Genomic DNA, 18,913 nt, shown 5'->3' on the forward strand with positions numbered 1-18,913 from the left:
CCTAAGATCGACGCTCTGGTCCGAGGGACGGTCACAAGGGGGGTGCGCCATGGAGGCGCTGCGTCAGGACGATCCACGCCGCTTCGGCCTGTACAGAACGCTGACGCGGTTCCGTGAGACGGCCGCCGCGGTCCAGTACCTCGCGCACGGCACGGATCCGGACGGCCTCGTCGTCGTCACCGCGGCCCGGCCGGAGCTGGCCGCGCTGCCCGCGTTCCGGCGGCGGTTCCACGCGGAGGCCCGTACCGCAGACCGGCTGGCCGGCGGCTGGGTCGACGCGCGGCCGGCGACGTCCGCCGACGGATCCGAGGACGAGGACCTGCTGTGGACGGCCTCGGCATACGTGCCGGCGCTGACCCTCGCCGAGGCCGTCGACCTGGCCGGGCCGCTGCCCGAGCGTGCGGTGCGGATACTGGGTGCGGGCATCGCCGAAACGCTCTCGCGGGTCCATGCGACGGGGGCCGTGCTCCAGGGTCTCGCCCCCAGGACCGTGCTGCTGGCCGCGGACGGGCCGCGGCTCACCGCGTTCGGGCCGCTGGGCGCGGCAGCCGACGCCGAGGCCCGGCCGGGCGGCCAGCTCTCCGTACGGCTCGGCTATCTGACTCCGGAGCAGGTCGCGGGCAAGGAGGCGGGACCGGCTTCCGACCTGTTCGTGCTGGGCCTGCTCCTCGCCTACGCGGCGACCGGCAGCACTCCGCTGGCGGACGGCCCGGCCGCCGAGGCCGCGGAACGGATCGCGAACACCGAGCCCCGGCTGGACGCCGTGCCGGACGCGTTGCGGGAACTGGTCGCCCGCTGTCTGGCGAAGGACCCGGCCGACCGTCCCACCGCGGGCACGGTGGCGGCGGAGCTGGCGCTGGAAGGTGCGGCCGGACTGGCGAAGGGCGGCTGGCTGCCGGGGCTGCTCGCGGCCGCCGTGGCCGAGCAGAGGGCCCGGGCGCGGAAGGCGGCAGTCGCGGCGTCCGCCGACGAGGCCGGGGCGAACGTGGACGCCCCGGCCGAGGCCGCGGTGGCCGAGGCGGACGTCCCCGACGTGCAGGACGCCGTCCCCGCCGCCTCCGAGGACACTCCGCAGGACCCCGCGTCCCTCACGCCCCACCGTGACACCAGGACCGCACAGTTGGGGGTCATCGACCACCAGGCCCCCCGGCCGGACCGGGCGACGACCCAGCTCTCCATGCCGCCGGAGCCGCCCGCGCAGCTTCCCGGGCAAGGGCAGCGGGCAGCCCTCCCCGCCGCGCCTCTGGTCCCGCTCCCCCGGGCCCTGCCCGCTGCCGGACCCGCGGAGCCCCATACCGCCGCCGCTCCCCCGGCCCCTGCCGGACGCATGGCCGTCGACCGCCGGACCTTGCTGATCGGGGCGGCCGCCGGAGCCGCCGGTCTCCTGGCCGGGGGCGGCGCGGTGCTCGCGTTCGGCTCCGGTGACGACGCCGAGCCCACGGTCGACGCCAAGCCCGCACCGGGTCCCAGCCGTCCCGTCGTCGCCGGGCTGCCTCCGCAGCCGCGCTGGATCTACACCCACCCGGCCTCCGAACCCGCCCCCCTCACCGCGGCGCTCTGGAACGAACGGCTGCTGGTCCTGACCGGCGACACCCATGCGTCCGCCGTCGACCTGAACACCGGGCGCCGGATCTGGGAGAGCCCGGACGCCGCCAAGGGCCAGGCGGCCCTGGCCGCCGGCAAGGAGTTCTGCTTCGTCGCGGGACCGTCCGAGTTCCTGTGGCTGTCCGCGAAGGACGGCCGGGTGGCCCACCGGGTGGCGTACGCCGACGGGTTCGAGGGCGCTCCGCACCTGTCCGTGCGCGGCCTCGTCGGATCGGCGGGCCCGCAGCTCTGGTTCACCGGTTCGCACCAGGTCACCGTGAAGGCCCCGAAGCCGAAGAAGGGCAAGAAGCCCGGCAAGGACCGGCAGGTCGTCAAGTCGTATCTGTTCGGGTACGACATCGTGCAGCGCAAGGAGCTGTGGCGGACGCCCGTGCCCACCGGCCGCGGCCCGGCCGCGCCCGTGTACCGACTGGTGGCGATCCGGCCGGACGCCGTCGTCGTACGACAGGACCGGCTGACGCTCACCCCCGCCGACGTGAAGGCGGCCAAGGGCAAGGCGCTCTTCCGCAGCTTCGACCGGACGACCGGGAAGCAGCAGTGGGCCAAGGTCTTCGGCACCGCCCCGGACGCGGCGGTCTCGGGAGACGCGGACGGGCTGCTGTACGTGGCGTTCGGCGACGACCTGCGGGCCCTGGAGACCCCCGGCGGCCGGCCGAAGTGGACGCTGAACGGCACACCGGGTTCCTCCTTCGGGACCTCCGCCGAGGCCGGTGCGCTCCTGTACACCACCAGCAGCAACCAGGAAGTGGGCGTGGCCGACCGCGAGACCGGACGGCTGCGCTGGCGGCGGTCCACGGAGGCGGTGGCCGGCGGAACGGCTCCCACCGTCACCGTCAGCGGCTCGGGCGGCACGCTGCTCGCGGCGGATCCCGGGCAGGTCACCGCGTTCGCCGCGGCCGACGGGCGGCGGCTCTGGAAGTTCCAGGACATCGGGGCCCAGGACCCCAAGGGGGCGACCGTCACCGCCCGGTACCAGGTGCTGGCCTACGGCAAGAGTGCCCTCGTCCGGCGCGACCGCGTGGTCTACGCGTTCCCGGTCGCCTGACCGGAAGGCGGCGGGCCCGGCCGACGGGCCCGGCCCGCCGCCTTCCGGGGGAATCGGGCCGCCGCCACGCCCGGAGGTTCTTGCATCACCTGACGGCGAGTGAGCGTATGGGAGGAATTGCGCTCACTCATGGGGTAGTCGCACGATTCACCCCGTTTCCGGAGGTGGTGTCGTGTCAGGCAAACTTCTGCGCTCCCTCGGAACGGCGGCGCTGGCCGCCGTCGTCGTGACCGCGCCGGCCGCGGCCGTCGCGGCCCCGTCCTCGCCCTCCCCCTCGCCGACCCCCTCGCCCGCCACGTCGCCGGACGCCGAGGACGACTCCGTCCCGTCGCCGGACGCCGAGGACGACTCCGCCCCGGCCGCCGGTCCGGAAGCGGCGGCCGGCAGTGTCACCGGACTATTGAACGAGCTCCAGCGGCTGTACCAGCAGACCGAGGAGGCCACCGAGACCTACAACGGGACGGCGGCCGAGCTGAAGAAGAAGGCCGCGGAGGCGAAGAAGCTGGACTCCGCGCTCGCCGCCTCCCGGCTCCAGCTGTCCCGCAGCCGTGACGCCGCCGGCCGGCTGGCCCGTGAGCAGTACCAGGGCCGTTCCGACCTCTCCGCGTATCTGCGGCTGCTCCTGATGCGCGATCCCGAGTACGCGCTGGACCAGGGCCAGGTCGTCCAGCGACTGGCCGCCGGCCGGGTGGCGACCATGAAGCGCCTGGGCGGCGCCGAGAAGCGTGCCGCCGAGCTGGCGAAGCAGTCCCGCAAGGTCCTGGACCGGCAACGGACCCTGGCGGCCAGACAGAAGAAGGACCGCGACGCGGTCCAGGCGCGGCTGAAGCAGGTCGAGGGGCTGCTCGCCACCCTCTCCACCGACCAGCTCGCCGAGCTCGCCCGCCTCGAACAAGAGGGCACGGACAAGGCGCAGGACGCGCTGGTCGCCTCGGGCGCCCTGTCCTCGGCCCGGCCGGCGACCGCCCAGGGCGGCGAGGCGGTCCGGTACGCGATCGAGCAGATCGGCAAGCCGTACGTGTGGGGCGCGGAGGGGCCGGACTCGTTCGACTGCTCCGGACTCACCTCGCAGGCCTGGGCGAGTGCCGGCCGCCCCCTTCCGCGTACCTCGCAGGAGCAGTGGCGGCAGCTGCGGAAGGTGCCGGTGAACGCCCTGCGGCCGGGCGATCTGGTGGTCTACTTCCCGAAGGCCACCCATGTGGCGCTGTACATCGGCAACGGCCTGGTGGTGCAGGCGCCGCGGCCCGGATCCCGGGTCAAGGTCTCGCCCGTGGCGTCGAATCCGCTGCTGGGCGCCGTCCGCCCCGACCCGGAGAGCGCGCCGCTGGCCACGTACGAGGCGCCGGAGCTTCCCGAGGGGGCCTCCGACGGCTCCGACGAGGGGTACGCCGAGACGTCGGCACCCGACGCGTAGCGCTCGCACCGAACGCACCGGCCGGGCCGGGCCCGCCGGAGGATCCCGGCGGTGCCCGGCCCGGCCGGTGCGTTCGGTGCGTACGGGGCGCTCAGGCGGCCGGACCCGCCACCGAGGCCAGGTACGCGTTCGTCTTCTCCGGCTCGTAGAAGAAGTTCTCGAAGTCCGCCGGGTTGTTGAACCCGTTCGCGAAGCGGTCCGCGACCGGCTGGAGCTGGCCGGCGGCGCCGATCAGGTTCAGCACGTGCTCCGGCGGGACACCGAGCATCGCGTTCGTCCACTTCGTGACGTGCTGGGCGGTGTCCCAGTAGCGGTCGAAGGTGGCCTGCATCCACTCCGCGTCGAACGCGCGGTCGCCGTGCTCGATGATCGAGTCCAGGTACGCGTTGGCGCACTTGGAGGCCGAGTTGGAGCCCTGGCCCGTGATCGGGTCGTTGGCGACGACGACGTCCGCGACCCCGAGCACCAGGCCGCCGCCGGGGAGCCGGCCGATCGGCTTGCGGACGGTCGGGGCGTAACGTCCCGCCAGGGTGCCGTTGGCGTCGGTCAGTTCGACCTTGGTGGCGCGCGCGTACTCCCACGGAGTGAACTTCTCCATGAGCTCCAGCGTCTTGGCGAGGTGCTCCGAGGGGTCCTTGATGCCCTGGAAGGCGTCGAGCGGTCCGCCCGGGACGCCCTCCCAGAACAGGATGTCGGCACGGCCGGACGTGGTCAGGGTCGGCATCACGAAGAGCTCGCCGACGCCCGGGACCAGGTTGCAGCGGACCGCGTCGAACTCGGGGTGCTCGGGGCGCGGGCCCATGCCGTGGACGTACGCGACGGCCAGGGCGCGCTGCGGGGCGTCGTACGGCGAACGGGAAGCGTCCCGGCCGAACATGGAGACGAGCTCGCCCTTGCCGGCCGAGACCATCACCAGGTCGTAGGTGCGGGAGAAGTAGTCCAGGTCCGAGACGGCCGCACCGTGGATGACGAGCTGTCCGCCGCGCTGGGCGAAGGTGTCCATCCAGCCGGCCATCTTCACGCGCTGGTCCACGGACTGGGCGAACCCGTCCAGCTTGCCGACCCAGTCGATGGCGCGCGAGGAGTCGGGCGCGGCGACCGAGACGCCGAGGCCCTCGATCCGCGGGGCCTGGGACTCCCAGAAGTTGAGCTGGTAGTCCCGCTCGTGCTGGAGCGCCGTGTGGAACATGCACTGCGTCGACATGACCCGGCCGGAGCGGATCTCGTCGGCCGTGCGGTTGGACATGAGGGTGACTTCGTAGCCTCTGGACTGCAGTCCGAGGGCGAGCTGGAGCCCGGACTGGCCGGCTCCGACTATGAGTATCTTCCGCATCGCGGTTCTCCGTTGTGTGTGGCTATGCCGGGGTGGCGTCGAGCGCGTGGCCCACCAGGGCCAGCAGCGACTCGACGACGGTGATCCTGTTACGCGCGTCCATGATCACAACAGGCACGTGCGGGGGGACGGTCAGGGCCTCCCGGACGTCCTCGGCCTCGAACCCGGGTGTTCCCTCGAAGTGGTTGACGGCCACGATGTACGGCAGACCGCAGCTCTCGAAGTAGTCCAGGGCGGGGAAGCAGTCGGCGAGCCGGCGGGTGTCGGCCATGACGACGGCGCCGATCGCGCCGCGCACGAGGTCGTCCCACATGAACCAGAAGCGCTGCTGGCCCGGTGTGCCGAAGACGTACAGCACGAGGTCGTCGTCGAGCGTGAGGCGGCCGAAGTCCATCGCGACGGTCGTGGTGACCTTGTCGGGCGTGGCGCTGAGGTCGTCGGTCTCCTCGCTGGCCTGGGTCATCATCGCTTCGGTCTTCAGCGGGGTGATCTCGGAGACCGAGCCCACGAAGGTGGTCTTGCCCACGCCGAAGCCGCCCGCGACCACTATCTTCGTGGCGATCGGAGCCCTGGTGCGGTCGAGCTGCCAGGCCTGGAGCGATTCCTCGGCCTGGTCCTTCGGCCCCGGCTGGCGCGGGGCGAACAGCGGCGACTCAGAGACGACGGAGTCCATTGAGCACCCTTTCGAGCAGTGCGCGGTCGGGCTGGCCGGTGCCGTGACCGGTTCCGTACACGCGGATCTTTCCCTGGTCGGCCAAGTCGCTGAGCAGCACCCTGACCACACCGAGCGGCATCTTCAGCAGGGCGGAGATCTCCGCGACGGTACGCATCCGGCGGCAGATCTCGACGATGGCCTGGAGCTCCGGCATGACGCGCGAGGCCAGGTTGCCGTTCGTCAGTTCGCGGCGCTCGTCCGGGGCTTCGAGCGCGGCGACGAAGGTCTCGACGAGCAGCACGTGTCCGAAGCGGGTGCGGCCGCCGGTGAGCGAGTACGGGCGCACCCGCGCGGGCCGTTTGTCGGCCCCGCGCACGGGGAGCCTGCGGGCGGGTTCAGCAGCAGCGTGGGTCACTGGGTGCTCTCCATCGATTTGCGCAGCTCACTGCGGAGTTCGGGGGTGAGTACGTGTCCGGCACGGCCGACGAAGAGCGCCATGTGGTAGGCGATGACACTCATGTCGCAGTCGGGTGTGGCGTGCACACCCAGCAGCGAGCCGTCGCTGATCGACATGACGAAGACACTGCCCTCGTCCATGGCGACCATGGTCTGCTTGACGCCGCCGCCGTCCATCAGCTTCGCGGCACCGACGGTGAGGCTGCCGATGCCGGAGACGATGGTCGCCAGATCGGCGCTGGAGCCCCGGGGGCCGTCCTGCCGTCCTGCCCCCTGGGCGACCTGGTGGCCGGGGTCGGAGGAGAGCAGCATGAGTCCGTCGGACGAGACGACGGTGACCGAGTGGACCCCTGGCACCTCCTCCACCAGATTGCTCAGCAACCAGTGAAGGTTCCGGGCTTCGGTACTCAGCCCGAATGTGCTGGGCGCAGTCAACTGCGTGCCTCCTCGACTGTGTCCCCCGTCTCTCCGGATCGGCCATCGGTACGGCCGGCCTGCTCAGTGTGCTCGGTACCTGTGGTGACTCCGGCCGGTCCGGTGGCCTCGGCGATCTCCGCCTCGACGTCCCGGCGTCCGTCCTTCGCGCCCTGGTGGAAGCCGCCGAGCCGGCGGCGCAGGGCCTCCTTGTCGACGCTGCCGGTGCGCTCGGGCGTGGGGGCCGACGCGGGCCTGACGACCTTGGGGGTGCGCTTGGGCAGCCCCTTGTCGGTGATCCGTCCGGGCTGCGGCTCGGACCGCGTCTCCGGCTCCGGGTGGCGCGGCCCCGGGAGCGCGTCGGCCACAGGGGTCGGCGCGGGGGCGGGCGGTGCCGGGGCGGGCTCGGGGGCCGGCTGCGGCCGTCCGGTCTCGTCGGCGGTGCGCTCGTGGCGGTCGGGACCGATGGCGTACGGGCCGGCGGCGGCCGCGGTCTCCGGGCCGTCGCCGAAGGCGGGGGCGTGCGTGAACTCGGGGACGTCCTCGAATTCGGGCACCCGCGGGAGCCGGACCTGCATCGTGGTCTCGGCCTCGGACTCCGCGGGCAGCAGAGGCTCGGGCTCCGGTGCGGGCTGCGCCGCCTGCGAGGTCTCGGGCTCCGCGGCGACCGGGGGCTCGTGGTCGGGGGCGACGAGGGACCCTGCCTCCGGGCCGGGTACGGCGGCCGGACCGGCCGTCTGCTCGGCGGCCGTCTGCTCGGCGATCGTCTGCTCGGCGGCCGTGATGAGCGGGTCGCCGGGCAGGGCGAGGGTACGGCGCGGCAGCGCGTTGGAGTTGGCCTCGGCGACCGACCCGGGGAGGTTCAGCGTGGGCGCGTCCCCCGGGGCGGTGACCGGCGGCGGGGTCGCGGCCGGGGGCGCCTTCGGGAGCAGGGCCTGGGGCAGCACGACGACCGCGGTCACCCCGCTGCCCTTCTGCTCGCGCAGCTGGACCCGGACGCCGTGGCGCGCGGCCAGCAGCGAGGCCACCTGAAGGCCGAGACCGGCGCCGTCCGCGCTCTGCTCGCCCGCCTCGAAGAGCGACGGGTCGCCGAGGCGGGTGTTGAGCTCGCCCATCCGTACGGACGACATGCCGATGCCCTCGTCCTGCACGGAGAGCATCACCTCGCCGGTCTCCAGCAGCCAGCCGGAGAGCTGGACATGGGAGTCCGGCGGGGAGAACGAGGTGGCGTTCTCCAGGAGTTCGGCGACGAGATGGCTGAGGTCGTCGGCGGCGAACCCCGCGATCTGGGCGTGCGGCGGCAGGGACTGGATGGTGACCCGCTCGTACCGCTCGATCTCGCTGACCGCGGCGCGCAGCACGTCGACGAGCGGGATCGGCCCGGGGTGCCCGTGCCCGTGCTCGGCGCCCGCGAGGACCAGCATGTTCTCGCTGTGGCGGCGCATGACGGTGGCCATGTGGTCGAGCTTGAACAGCGTGCCGAGCCGCTCCGGGTCCTGCTCGCGCTCCTCCAGGGACTCGATGACTCCGAGCTGGCGCTCGACGAGGCCGAGCGTGCGCAGCGACAGGTTGACGAAGGTGTGGTGGACGGTGTTCCTCAGCTTCTCCAGCTGCGCCGTCAGATCCGCGGTGTGGACCTGGAGTTCGGCGCGCTGGAGGGTGAGGGCCTCGCGGCCGGCGATCAGTTCGCCGCGCTCGGCCTCCAGCTTCTCGAACCGTCCGTTGAACTCGTGGAGCAGTCCGTGCAGCCGGCCGTGCAGGGCGTTGATGGAGCGGACGACCTGGGCGAACTCGTCGTTGCGGCCGGTGTAGCGGACCGGTTCGGCCGTCTCGGGCTCGGCGGCCAGGCGGCCGGCGCCGATCCGCAGGACGGCGAGCGGCTGGGTGAGGGTGCGGGCCACGGCGGTGGAGACGCCGACGGCGATGAGCAGACAGCCACCGAGGAGCGCGATCCGCAGTTCGAGCGCCGTGACGTCGTCGTCGCGCAGTTCCCCGAGCCGCTGCACCTGGGCGGTGCCGAGGGCGGACTCGACGCCGCGCATCCGGTCGATCCGGGCGGAGAGGGCCGCCTGAAGCTTCTTGCTGCTGACCTTCTGGTCGGACTCGGAGAGCTCGGGGCGGTCGGTGAGCCCGGCGAGGTACTTCTCCGCGCTGTTGACCTCGGGACCGGTGACCGTGGTGGACAGCTTGTCGCGGGCGGTGGCGCCGGCGGCCTGGTCGAAGTCGGCGAGGGCGGAGAGTTCGCCGACCCGGGACTGCTGGGCGGCGCCGCTCAGCTCGTCGCGGGTGCGGTCCTCCTTGGTCTCGCCCTCGTCCTGGGTCTGGACGGGCAGGCCGGTGAAGGGGTCGATCTGCGGCTCGGCCGGCTCCTTGCGGGGGACGGCGAGCGCGGCGAGCAGCAGCCCGCGGGTGGCGGAGGCCTGTTCGGTGGCCCGGCCGAGCGCGAGGGGGGCGCGGACCGCCTCGGCGGCGCGCGGAGAGGTGTTGTCCGCGAGTTCCTCGGCGAGGTCGTGGAGCTTGGAGATGACCTCGGTGTACGCCTGGTGGGCCTCCAGCGCCGTGCCCTTGCCGCTGATGGCGTCGCGGCGCAGGGAGGGGATCGTGGAGAGGTCGCGGCGCAGGACGGCGGAGGCCGCGTCCCGGATCTCGTCCACCTGCTGGTCGACGCGGGCGCTGCGGCTGCCCGCGGAGCCGCTCGTCGCACCGGGCTTGCCCTCCCGGCCGGCGGCGATGAAGGCGGTGACCTCGTCGCGCTCGTCGGCGAGGGAGTGCGCGAGCGCGATGGCCTGCTGGTTCAGCTCCGCGAGGGTGACCAGGCGCTGCGATTCCGTCAGGTCGGAGGAAGCACTCAGGGCCGCGGGCGCTCCCGCGGCTATGACGGTGATCCCGACGACGGCGACGCCCGCGACGAGCCGGCTGCGCACGCGCACGGTGCGCCCGCGCTCAGCCGGCGCCGACGACGCCACCTCGGAACCGCTGTGCTGGCTGCCCTTGCTCCGAGGCCGCTTCTTCTGCACCGGTGCTCGCAATCTCGACTCGTCCGCCCTTGAAGCAGAGGTGACGCTCGGTCACGTGAACGAGCGCCCCGACCCCTGGTACGGCTTCTGACCATTCCAGTGCTTTTGAGAGGGGGGCGCGCATCAACCGCTCCGCCACTCGAACGAGTGAACCGCACTCCTGAGTTGGCGAACAAGTCTCCCCCCGGGGCCTCCACGGCACACCCGGGCGTCCGGCTGGATCTTCGGGGCAGGCTTTGGCAGGATGCCCGCCCGCACACTTCCCGGAGTGATTCCTTCCGCTCCACCCGCCCTTCTGACCTGCTGGTACGGGCCAATCCCCGGTCGGTGCAGGCCCCGTGAAGGCATCGTGCAGACTGGCCGCATGCGCATCGAACTCGCCACCGCCGCCGGCCTCGCCGGGCGTCCGAACGAGGACTGGGCGGCCACGGTCCTGCCCGCCTCCGGCCAGGGTGGGGGGCTCGTCCTGCTCGACGGGGTGACTCCGCCGCGGGGTGACGACGGTTGTGCACACTCGGTCCCGTGGTTCACGGCGCGGCTCGGTGGCGCTCTGGTCGAACTGTCGGGTTCGCGGCGGGATCTACCCCTGCGCGAGATCCTCGCGGAGTCCATCCGGCGCACCGCCGACACGCACCGTTCCCTGTGTGACCTTTCTCACGTACGGACGCCACAGGCAACGGTCGTGATGGTGCGTTGGGACGAGGCGGAGATCGAGTACCTGGTGCTGTCCGACTCGGTGCTGCTGTTCGAGGCTCCGGGCGGCGCCGTCCACGCCGTGCTGGACGACCGGCTCGACCGGCTGCCGCCGGGGTCGCTCGCCTCCGAGGCGGCCGCCGACGCGCTGCGGAACAAGGAGGGCGGCTTCTTCACCGCCGCCGCCGACCCGGCCGTCGCGGACCGCGCGGTCACCGGCCGCGCGCCGCGCGCCGGGGTGCGGACGGTCGCCGCGATGACGGACGGGGCGAGCCGCTGGACGGAGATGTTCGGCGAGGGCGACTGGACGGACTGCCTGGGGGTGCTCCACAAGGAGGGCCCCCAGGGGCTGATCGACCGGGTCCGGGCTCTGGAGGAAGCGGACACGGACCGTACGCACCTGCGGCGGAGCAAGCAGCACGACGACGCGACGGTGGTCTGCGCGCAGCTGTGACCGCCGCGAACGCGACGGGCGAACCACCTCGCGCGGGGCGGTCCGGCTCAGCTCTCGGCGCGGGCGTTCAGCTGGTGCAGCAGCCGGGCCAGCTCCGCGACCTCGGTGCGGTCCCAGTCGGCGAGTTTGCGCACATAGCGGTCGCGGCGCGCGTCCCGGACACTGCGGAAGCGGGCGAGGCCCTCGTCCGTGAGGTGGACGAGGAAGGCCCGCCCGTCGGCCGGATCGGGCTCGCGGGCCACCAGGCCGAGGTCTTCCAGCGCGCGCAGCTGACGGCTCATGGTGGCCTTGCCGACGCCGAAGTAGGAGGCGAGGTCGGTGGCCCGCTGACGGCCGGCCGATTCCAGGCGTACGAAGAGCCCGTAGGCCGCCGCCTCCAGTTCGGGGTGCACCTCACGCGCCATTTCACCGGAGTTGGCCCGGGCGCGGCGCAGGAAGACCGCCAACTCCAGCTCCAGGGCGAGGAACTCGTGGTCCACACCACTTCCCCCGGTTGCGCCGGGTTCACTCCCGCGTTCGCTCCCGTGCACGTCAACACCCCTCATGAGCTTTCCCGCCACTGAAAGTTTCTTTCGCCGCCGGTCATCGCCGCAGCTCCACCAGTATTTCGCAGGAGTAGACCAACGGCACCGCCCAGGCCCTCTTCCGCCACCCGGGTCTACGTGCGTAGCGTCATGCATGGCATGTTCACACCATGGCATGCCGCAAGGGGTGCGTCCGTCGTGCCCCGGGTCAGCAGATCCCCCCACTGAGGCCTCGGAGGCACGCAATGCCCGTGCACAGATCCGGCTCCACGACAGTCCGTCGCTCGCGCTTCGCCGCGGCGGGAACTCTGCTCGCAGCTCTTTCCCTCCTTGTCGCCCTGCCCGGCGCCGCCGGCGCGGCCCCCACCGCCGGCGACCCCACCGCACCCGCCCGGGGCACGGCCACGATGGGTATGGGCGTCATCGCCCACGACGGTCAGGGCGGCCTGCCCACCAGCCGAGCGGCCCAGACCGAAGGCGTGGACGTGAGTGGCCACCAGAACGCCGTGGCCTGGTCGACTCTCTGGAACAGCGGCGTCAAGTGGGCCTACGTCAAGGCCTCGGAGGGCACGTACTACACGAACGAGGACTTCACCCAGCAGTACAACGGCTCGTACAACGTCGGGATGATCCGCGGCTCGTACCACTTCGCCACCCCGGACACCACGAGCGGCGCCACCCAGGCCAACTACTTCGTGGACCACGGGGGCGGCTGGTCCAAGGACGGCAAGACGCTGCCGGGCGTGCTCGACATCGAGTGGAACCCGTACGGCGCGCAGTGCTACGGCAAGACCGCGGCCGGGATGGTCTCCTGGATCCGCGACTTCGTGAACACCTACAAGGCGCGCACCGGACGCGACGCGGTCATCTACACCGCGACCAGCTGGTGGCAGTCCTGCACGGGCAACAACGCGAGCTTCGGCACCACCAACCCGCTCTGGGTGGCCCGTTACAACACCACGGTCGGAACGCTCCCGGCCGGCTGGGGCTTCTACACGATCTGGCAGTACACCTCGTCCGGCCCGACGGTGGGTGACCACAACCACTTCAACGGCGCCCTCGACCGCGTACAGGCGCTGGCCAACGGCTAGCCCCTCGCACTCCTTCTCCAGGCGGAGCCCGGTGACGCACCCCGTCACCGGGCTCCGCCCCGTTCCACGTCTCCGAGCAGGCACGAAGGCTTCCTGCCGCACTCACCCCACCCCCTATACATCGCGTGTATACGCACTATGTATAGTCCTTGCAGTCCGCACATAAGTGCGATGTAAGCGATGAGGGAGTGACCCGCCTTGCCCAGTAGGACGAAGTCGATCGGTACGGGGTTGGCCGTCGCTCTTGTGACGGCGCTCACGCTGACGCTGAGCGGCTGTTCGATGGAGACCACGGCCCCCGGATCCGCCCGCGGCGACGCCGGCTCGGACGCGAAGGGCTCGTTCGGCCCGGTCGACTGCCGCAAGGCGAAGTGCATAGCCCTGACCTTCGACGCGGGGCCGGCCGAGGCCACCCCCCACCTGCTGGACATCCTCAAGAAGGAGAAGGTCCACGCGACCTTCTTCCTGCTGGGCAAGAACCACGTGAAGAAGCACCCCGAAACCGTCCGCCGGATCGCGGCGGAGGGCCACGAGATCGCCAACCACACCTGGTCGCACGAGATCCTGACGGACAAGAAGCCCGCGGAGATACGCGCCGAGCTGAAGAAGACACAGGACGCGATCGAGGCCATCACCGGCAAGAAGCCCCGGCTGATGCGTCCGCCGCAGGGCCGCACCGACGACACGGTCTCCGGGATCAGCAAGGACCTCGGGCTCTCCCAGATCCTGTGGAACGCCACCGCCAAGGACTACTCGACGACGGACTCCGCGCTCATCAAGAAGCGGATCCTCGACCAGGCGACCAAGGACGGCATCATCCTGCTGCACGACATCTACAAGGGCACGGTGCCCGCGGTGCCCGGCATCATCGAGGAACTGAAGAAGCGCGGCTACACCTTCGTCACCGTCCCCGAACTGATGGCCCCGGCCGAGCCGGTCCCGGGCACCATCTACCGCCCCTGAGTCACCGTTGCCCACGCGGAACGGCCCGCCTCCCCGCGAGGGGGGACGGGCCGCCCGTACCGGCCGTGTCCGTGGTGCCACGTCCGTCACGCCGTGACACTCACGCCGCGGCCGGGATCCTCCGCTCAGCCGGGGCCGAGGCCGGGGCGAGGGCGATCTCCAGGACCTGGCGGACGTCCGTGACCGGGTGGACCTCCAGCGTGTCGAGCACCTCGGCGGGGACATCGTCCAGGTCGGCCTCGTTGCGCTGCGGGATCACCACGGTGGTGATGCCCGCACGGTGGGCGGCGAGCAGCTTCTGCTTCAGGCCGCCGATCGGCAGGACGCGTCCGGTCAGCGACACCTCACCGGTCATCGCCACATCCGTACGGACCAGCCGTCCGGAGAGCAGCGAGGCCAGCGCGGTCGTCAGGGTGATGCCCGCGCTCGGGCCGTCCTTGGGGACCGCGCCCGCCGGGAAGTGGATGTGCACGCCCCGGTCCTTGAGGTCGGCGACCGGCAGTTCGAGCTCCGCGCCGTGCGAGCGCAGGAAGCTCAGCGCGATCTGCGCGGACTCCTTCATGACGTCGCCGAGCTGACCGGTGAGGGTCAGGCCGGACGCCCCGGTCTCCGGGTCGGCGAGCGACGCCTCCACGAAGAGCACGTCACCCCCGGCTCCGGTCACCGCGAGCCCGGTGGCCACGCCGGGCACCGCGGTACGGCGCTCGGCCGGGTCCTGGGCGGACTCGGGAACGTGGTGCGGCCGGCCGATGAGCCCGCGCAGCTCCTCGTCGGTCACCGTGAACGGCAGTTCCCGGCCGCCGAGCTCGTGCTGGGCCGCGACCTTGCGGAGCAGCCGGGCGACGGCCCGCTCCAGGTTCCGGACCCCGGCCTCCCTCGTGTACTCGCCGGCCAGCTTCCGCAGCGCCGACTCGTCGAGAGCGACCTCGTCCTGTTCCAGGCCGGCCCGCTCCAGCTGGCGCGGGAGCAGGTGGTCGCGGGCGATGACGACCTTCTCGTCCTCGGTGTAGCCGTCGAGCCTGACCAGTTCCATCCGGTCGAGCAGCGCCTCCGGGATGGCTTCCAGCACATTGGCCGTGGCCAGGAAGACGACGTCGCTGAGGTCGAGTTCCACCTCCAGGTAGTGGTCGCGGAAGGTGTGGTTCTGGGCCGGGTCGAGCACTTCGAGGAGGGCCGCGGCGGGGTCGCCCCGGAAGTCGGAGCCGACCTTGTCGATCTCGTCGAGCAGGACGACCGGGTTCATCGAGCCGGCCTCCTTGATGGCGCGGACGATGCGGCCGGGCAGCGCGCCGACGTACGTACGCCGGTGGCCCCGGATCTCCGCCTCGTCCCGGACACCACCGAGGGCGACGCGGACGAACTTGCGCCCCATGGCGTGCGCCACGGACTGGCCGAGCGAGGTCTTTCCGACCCCGGGCGGCCCGACGAGGGCCAGCACCGCACCGCCGCGCCGGCCTCCGACCACGCCCAGCCCGCGGTCGGCGCGGCGCTTGCGCACCGCGAGGTATTCGGTGATGCGCTCCTTCACGTCCTGCAGGCCCGCGTGTTCGGCGTCGAGGATCTCCCGGGCGCCCTTGATGTCGTACGCGTCCTCGGTCCGCTCGGTCCACGGGAGTTCGAGGACGGTGTCGAGCCAGGTCCTGATCCAGGGGCCCTCGGGGCTCTGGTCGGAGGCACGTTCCAGCTTGTCGACCTCCTTGAGCGCGGCCTCGCGGACGTGCTCGGGAAGGTCTGCGGCCTCCACGCGTGCCCGGTAGTCGTCGGACTCGTCCTCCGGATCCCCGTTGAGCTCGGAGAGCTCCTTGCGTACGGCGTCGAGCTGGCGCCGCAGCAGGAACTCGCGCTGCTGCTTGTCGACGCCCTCCTGGACGTCCTTGGCGATGGACTCGGCCACGTCCTGCTCGGCGAGGTGTTCGCCGAGCCACTGGACGGCGAGCCTCAGCCGGGCGACCGGGTCGGCGGTCTCCAGGAGCTGCACCTTCTGGGCGGTGGTCAGGAAGGGGGAGTATCCGGAGTTGTCGGCGAGCGCGGAGACGTCCTCGATCTGCTGGACCCGGTCCACGACCTGCCAGGCGCCGCGGGTCTTCAGCCAGCTGGTGGCGAGGGCCTTGTACTCCCTGACCAGTTCGGCGACGGCTCCGGGGAGCGGTTCGGGGACGGAACCGTCGACCCGGGTCCCCTCCACCCAGAGCGCGGCACCGGGCCCGCTGGTCCCGGCCCCGATCCGTACGCGCCCACGACCGCGGATGAGGGCACCCGGGTCGCCGTCCGAGAGCCGTCCGACCTGCTCGACGGTCCCGATGACACCGATCCCGGTGTAGGCCCCGTCGATGCGCGGAACGAGCAGCACCTCGGGCTTGCCGCCACCCTCGCGGGCTGCGGCCTGCGCGGCCTCCACCGCGGCCCGGACCTCGCTTTCGGACAGGTCGAGAGGTACCACCATTCCGGGCAGCACGACCTCGTCGTCGAGCGGCAGCACAGGCAGCGTGAGCGGTGTGACCGCATTGGACTCAGTAGCCATGATCTCCCCTTCGGCAGTCAAGTTGAGTTATGCAGACTCAATGCTCCTGAGCCGCTCAATGTTCCCGGGAGCGCGTTCGCTGTGAGCGATCACGTACGACTGCCGCGTCATGCCCTGGTCCAACGCCGGATCCGGACGCCTTAGTCCCTCCGCCCGCGGATCCGGACGCCTCAGTCCCTCCGCCCGCGGACCCGAGGCCGCACGAAATCCCGTGGAACACGAAGATGCCGCCGGACAGGATGCCCCCATGCCCGATGCCGCCCTTCCTTCCCAGGCCCTGCTCGTCGTCGACATCCAGAAGGCCGGGGTGACCGGCGACCGGGCCGTGCCCGGCGCGGCCGGACTGCTGGAGCGGACGGCGGACCTGATCGCCCGCGCACGCCGGAGCGGTGCGCTCGTCGTGCATCTGCAGAACGACGGCGCCCCCGGCTCCGGCGACGAGCCGCACACCCCCGGCTGGGCGCTCCACCTGCCGGTCCGGCCGGGCCCCACCGAGTTCGTGATCCGCAAGACGCGGGACGACGGCTTCGCGGAGACGTCGCTGGGCTCCGTCCTGAGCGCGGCCGGCGTCGGGGCGGTCACCGTCTGCGGCGTGATGTCGGAGATGTGCGTCCAGGCGACGGCCCGCACGGCGCTGGCCCTGGGCTACCGGGTCGTCCTCCCCCACGACGCGCACGCCACGCAGGACATCCCGGCCGCCCCCGGCATCAGCGAGGCGGTCCCGGCCGCCGTGGTCTCGCGGGTCGCGGCCTGGGCGATCAGTGCGGACGCCCACGTCACGGCGCGGGCCGCGGAGGTGACGTTCACGGCGCCGCGGCCGCTCCCACGGGGCAGAGTGCCGTCATGAACGAGGACCGAGGGCTGAACCGGGACGGCACGATCGCGCGCGAGGGCTCACTCGGCCGGGTGCGGCCCGCACTCGCGCCGGTCGTGGCCGCGGCCCGTTCCCGGATCTCCGAGGCCTTCGGTCCCGCCCGGCTGGACAGCGCCTACGTGTACGGCAGCATCCCGCGCGGCACGGCCACACCCGGGGTCTCCGACCTGGACCTGCTGCTCGCCCTGCGCGACGGGCCCACCGGACCGGACCGCGCCGACGCCGACGCCGTCGAGACCGCCCTGGACGCGGCGTTCGACGAGATCGACGGCGTCGGCATCCTTCTCTTCGACGCGGACACGCTGCTCGGCACACTCGAACGCCATGACATGGGCTTCTTCGTCGCGTGCCTGTGCACTCCGCTGCTCGGCGACGACCTCGCCGCCCGGCTGCCGCGCTACCGGCCGACCTCGCTGCTGGCCCGCGAGACCAACGGGGGCCTGGGCCTGGCACTCCCGCGCTGGCGCGAGCGGGCCGCCGGGGCGACCACGGACGCCGCGCGACGCGCCTCGAGCCGGGTGGCGGCCCGTCGGGTCGTACGTACCGGGTTCACGCTGGTCATGCCGCAGTGGGCGGCTGGACCAGTGACCTGGCCGAGTCGGCCGAGCTGTTCGCCCGCTACCACCCGCACCTTCCCGAACGGGCCGAACAGATGCGGCCGGCCGCGCGCACGGGCCGCACCCCGACCGCCGACCCTGCCGTCCTGTCCCTGCTCGTCGACGCCCTCGCGCCCTGGCTGGCGGCCGAGCACATCGCGGTGCACGGCGAGACGGCGCCACGCCCCTGACCGGGCCCGCGTCCGCATCCGCGTGCGTAAGCAGGAGCACTTCCCGGGAACGCGGCTCGACCCGTCCTCGTTCGGGGAAACCGCTGGCCCGGCCGTCGCGGCAGGCGCCAGGATGGCGGGAACAGCGACCGCCATCCACCGGAGACCATCGCCATGCCCCTCACCTTCGGCCCCGACGCCCTCGCCCCCGTCATCCTGGACCGCCGCGAGGGACCGTACGGGGAGGTCGTCCTGCGCAGGCGGGGCGACGACTTCGAGATCATCGCCAACGGGTGCTTCCTGATGGACACCTCGGACGGGCGCTCCGAGCGGCTGCTGGTCGACGCCGCGCTCGACGCGCTGCCCGCCGGCCGGACCGCCCCGGCGGTGCTCATCGGCGGGCTCGGCGTCGGGTTCTCGCTCGCCCGGGCCGCCGCCGAGCCGAGGTGGGGGCGGATCGCGGTGGCCGAGCGGGAGCAGGCCATCGTCGACTGGCACCGGGACGGGCCGCTGGCCGGGATCTCGGGGGCGGCGCTGGCCGATCCGCGGACCGTGGTCCTGACGACGGACCTCGTCGCCCACCTCCGTACGACTACGGACCGTTACGACGCGCTGTGTCTGGACATCGACAACGGGCCGGACTGGACCGTCACCGACGACAACGGAAATCTGTACTCCCCCGCCGGGCTCGCCGGCTGCCACGCGCGGCTCACACCGGGAGGCGTGCTCGCGGTGTGGTCCGCACAGCCGTCCGAGGAGTTCGAACAAGCCTTGCGGAATGCCGGATTCCGTGGGGTAAGGACGGAAGAAGTAGGCGTTGCCCGAGGTGTGCCCGACGTGGTCCATCTCGCAATTCGAGCAGCCCGATAACCCCCCGCCGGGTATGCGGGCCCCCGGACGCCCGGGGGCCAAGCGCCACAAGCGCGACACTCCGCCTCCGCTGTTCCCCCGGCCCGCCCCCGCGGGCTTGCACCCTGCGTAGCCGGGAGCCCTCCGCTGCCTTTACGCTGCTGACCGATAGCGGGATCACCCACGAAATTCACGAGCGAAGACCGTACGTCCGGGGGAATGGCCTCCGTGAGAACGGG

The 18,913-nt window shown here is 72.4% G+C and carries 14 protein-coding genes and 1 pseudogene; 8 read left to right on the forward strand and 7 right to left on the reverse strand.

Features of this window, described 5'->3' with window-relative positions:
- Positions 1-49: 49 nt before the first annotated feature.
- Both OG959_RS10940 and OG959_RS10945 read left to right on the forward strand, forming a co-directional pair.
- Entirely contained in the window at positions 50-2,650 is a 2,601-nt protein-coding gene (locus OG959_RS10940; protein WP_326657969.1) for an outer membrane protein assembly factor BamB family protein, read from the forward strand.
- A gap of 172 nt (positions 2,651-2,822) precedes the next feature.
- Positions 2,823-4,064: a C40 family peptidase gene (locus OG959_RS10945; protein WP_326657970.1), complete on the forward strand. Its 1,242-nt coding sequence runs from the start codon at positions 2,823-2,825 to the stop codon at positions 4,062-4,064.
- A gap of 91 nt (positions 4,065-4,155) precedes the next feature.
- Here OG959_RS10945 and OG959_RS10950 read toward each other — a convergent pair whose 3' ends face one another.
- Genes OG959_RS10950 through OG959_RS10970 form a run of 5 tightly spaced genes read right to left on the reverse strand, consistent with a single transcriptional unit; the run spans position 4,156 to position 9,939 of the window.
- Complete coding sequence (locus OG959_RS10950; RefSeq protein WP_326657971.1) at positions 4,156-5,397, reverse strand: styrene monooxygenase/indole monooxygenase family protein; 1,242 nt, start codon at positions 5,395-5,397, stop codon at positions 4,156-4,158.
- Between the two features lie 22 nt (positions 5,398-5,419).
- Positions 5,420-6,070 (reverse strand): GTP-binding protein, encoded by a 651-nt coding sequence (locus OG959_RS10955; protein ID WP_148020704.1) that lies wholly within the window; start codon positions 6,068-6,070, stop codon positions 5,420-5,422.
- Positions 6,051-6,467 carry a DUF742 domain-containing protein gene (locus OG959_RS10960; protein ID WP_148020703.1) on the reverse strand — a complete coding sequence of 139 codons (417 nt, stop codon included), beginning with the start codon at positions 6,465-6,467 and terminating at the stop codon, positions 6,051-6,053. The genes OG959_RS10955 and OG959_RS10960 overlap by 20 nt, the downstream gene beginning before the upstream one ends.
- Positions 6,464-6,943 (reverse strand): roadblock/LC7 domain-containing protein, encoded by a 480-nt coding sequence (locus tag OG959_RS10965; protein ID WP_326657972.1) that lies wholly within the window; start codon positions 6,941-6,943, stop codon positions 6,464-6,466. The genes OG959_RS10960 and OG959_RS10965 overlap by 4 nt, the downstream gene beginning before the upstream one ends.
- A complete protein-coding gene (locus OG959_RS10970) occupies positions 6,940-9,939 on the reverse strand; it encodes a sensor histidine kinase (RefSeq protein WP_326657973.1) in 3,000 nt (999 codons plus the stop codon). Before OG959_RS10970 ends, OG959_RS10965 begins: the two co-directional genes overlap by 4 nt.
- 364 nt (positions 9,940-10,303) lie before the next feature.
- Here OG959_RS10970 and OG959_RS10975 point away from each other — a divergent pair, with 364 nt between their 5' ends.
- Positions 10,304-11,086: a protein phosphatase 2C domain-containing protein gene (locus OG959_RS10975; protein ID WP_326657974.1), complete on the forward strand. Its 783-nt coding sequence runs from the start codon at positions 10,304-10,306 to the stop codon at positions 11,084-11,086.
- Between the two features lie 47 nt (positions 11,087-11,133).
- Here OG959_RS10975 and OG959_RS10980 read toward each other — a convergent pair whose 3' ends face one another.
- On the reverse strand, positions 11,134-11,631 hold the full coding sequence (locus OG959_RS10980) for a MarR family winged helix-turn-helix transcriptional regulator (protein ID WP_389055172.1): 498 nt from the start codon (positions 11,629-11,631) through the stop codon (positions 11,134-11,136).
- Positions 11,632-11,855: 224 nt separating this feature from the next.
- Between OG959_RS10980 and OG959_RS10985 the strand changes: the two genes are divergently transcribed.
- Together OG959_RS10985 and OG959_RS10990 are read left to right on the forward strand one after the other, a co-directional pair.
- Positions 11,856-12,701 carry a lysozyme gene (locus tag OG959_RS10985; RefSeq protein ID WP_326657975.1) on the forward strand — a complete coding sequence of 282 codons (846 nt, stop codon included), beginning with the start codon at positions 11,856-11,858 and terminating at the stop codon, positions 12,699-12,701.
- A gap of 282 nt (positions 12,702-12,983) precedes the next feature.
- On the forward strand, positions 12,984-13,664 hold the full coding sequence (locus OG959_RS10990) for a polysaccharide deacetylase family protein (RefSeq protein ID WP_326666325.1): 681 nt from the start codon (positions 12,984-12,986) through the stop codon (positions 13,662-13,664).
- A 100-nt stretch (positions 13,665-13,764) separates the two neighbouring features.
- Here the strand turns inward: OG959_RS10990 and lon are convergent, their stop codons facing one another.
- The gene (gene lon / locus OG959_RS10995; RefSeq protein ID WP_326657976.1) at positions 13,765-16,185 is read right to left on the reverse strand and encodes an endopeptidase La; all 2,421 of its coding nucleotides are present in this window, start codon (positions 16,183-16,185) and stop codon (positions 13,765-13,767) included.
- Positions 16,186-16,432: 247 nt separating this feature from the next.
- Here lon and OG959_RS11000 point away from each other — a divergent pair, with 247 nt between their 5' ends.
- The 3 genes and pseudogenes from OG959_RS11000 (at position 16,433) to OG959_RS11010 (ending at position 18,695) form a co-directional block, all read left to right on the forward strand.
- Positions 16,433-17,032, forward strand: coding sequence for a cysteine hydrolase family protein (locus OG959_RS11000; protein ID WP_326657977.1), 600 nt, complete (start codon positions 16,433-16,435; stop codon positions 17,030-17,032).
- A pseudogene (locus OG959_RS11005) lies at positions 17,029-17,846 on the forward strand (nucleotidyltransferase domain-containing protein). The gene OG959_RS11000 and the pseudogene OG959_RS11005 overlap by 4 nt, the downstream one beginning before the upstream one ends.
- A 153-nt stretch (positions 17,847-17,999) precedes the next feature.
- Entirely contained in the window at positions 18,000-18,695 is a 696-nt protein-coding gene (locus OG959_RS11010) for a spermidine synthase (protein ID WP_326657978.1), read from the forward strand.
- Positions 18,696-18,913 lie beyond the last annotated feature (218 nt).

The organism is Streptomyces sp. NBC_00385 (assembly GCF_035917155.1).
Classification (GTDB): Bacteria; Actinomycetota; Actinomycetes; order Streptomycetales; family Streptomycetaceae; genus Streptomyces; species Streptomyces poriferorum.

Excerpts from the sequence above, each read along its gene's own strand:
- OG959_RS10985 (WP_326657975.1), top strand. The coding sequence starts at position 11,856 with ATGCCCGTGCACAGATCCGGCTCCACGACAGTCCGTCGCTCGCGCTTC.
- OG959_RS10980 (WP_389055172.1), bottom strand. The coding sequence starts at position 11,631 with ATGAGGGGTGTTGACGTGCACGGGAGCGAACGCGGGAGTGAACCCGGC.
- OG959_RS11000 (WP_326657977.1), top strand. The coding sequence starts at position 16,433 with ATGCCCGATGCCGCCCTTCCTTCCCAGGCCCTGCTCGTCGTCGACATC.
- lon (WP_326657976.1), bottom strand. The coding sequence starts at position 16,185 with ATGGCTACTGAGTCCAATGCGGTCACACCGCTCACGCTGCCTGTGCTG.
- OG959_RS10975 (WP_326657974.1), top strand. The coding sequence starts at position 10,304 with ATGCGCATCGAACTCGCCACCGCCGCCGGCCTCGCCGGGCGTCCGAAC.
- OG959_RS11010 (WP_326657978.1), top strand. The coding sequence starts at position 18,000 with ATGCCCCTCACCTTCGGCCCCGACGCCCTCGCCCCCGTCATCCTGGAC.
- OG959_RS10955 (WP_148020704.1), bottom strand. The coding sequence starts at position 6,070 with ATGGACTCCGTCGTCTCTGAGTCGCCGCTGTTCGCCCCGCGCCAGCCG.
- OG959_RS10950 (WP_326657971.1), bottom strand. The coding sequence starts at position 5,397 with ATGCGGAAGATACTCATAGTCGGAGCCGGCCAGTCCGGGCTCCAGCTC.
- OG959_RS10940 (WP_326657969.1), top strand. The coding sequence starts at position 50 with ATGGAGGCGCTGCGTCAGGACGATCCACGCCGCTTCGGCCTGTACAGA.
- OG959_RS10990 (WP_326666325.1), top strand. The coding sequence starts at position 12,984 with ATGGAGACCACGGCCCCCGGATCCGCCCGCGGCGACGCCGGCTCGGAC.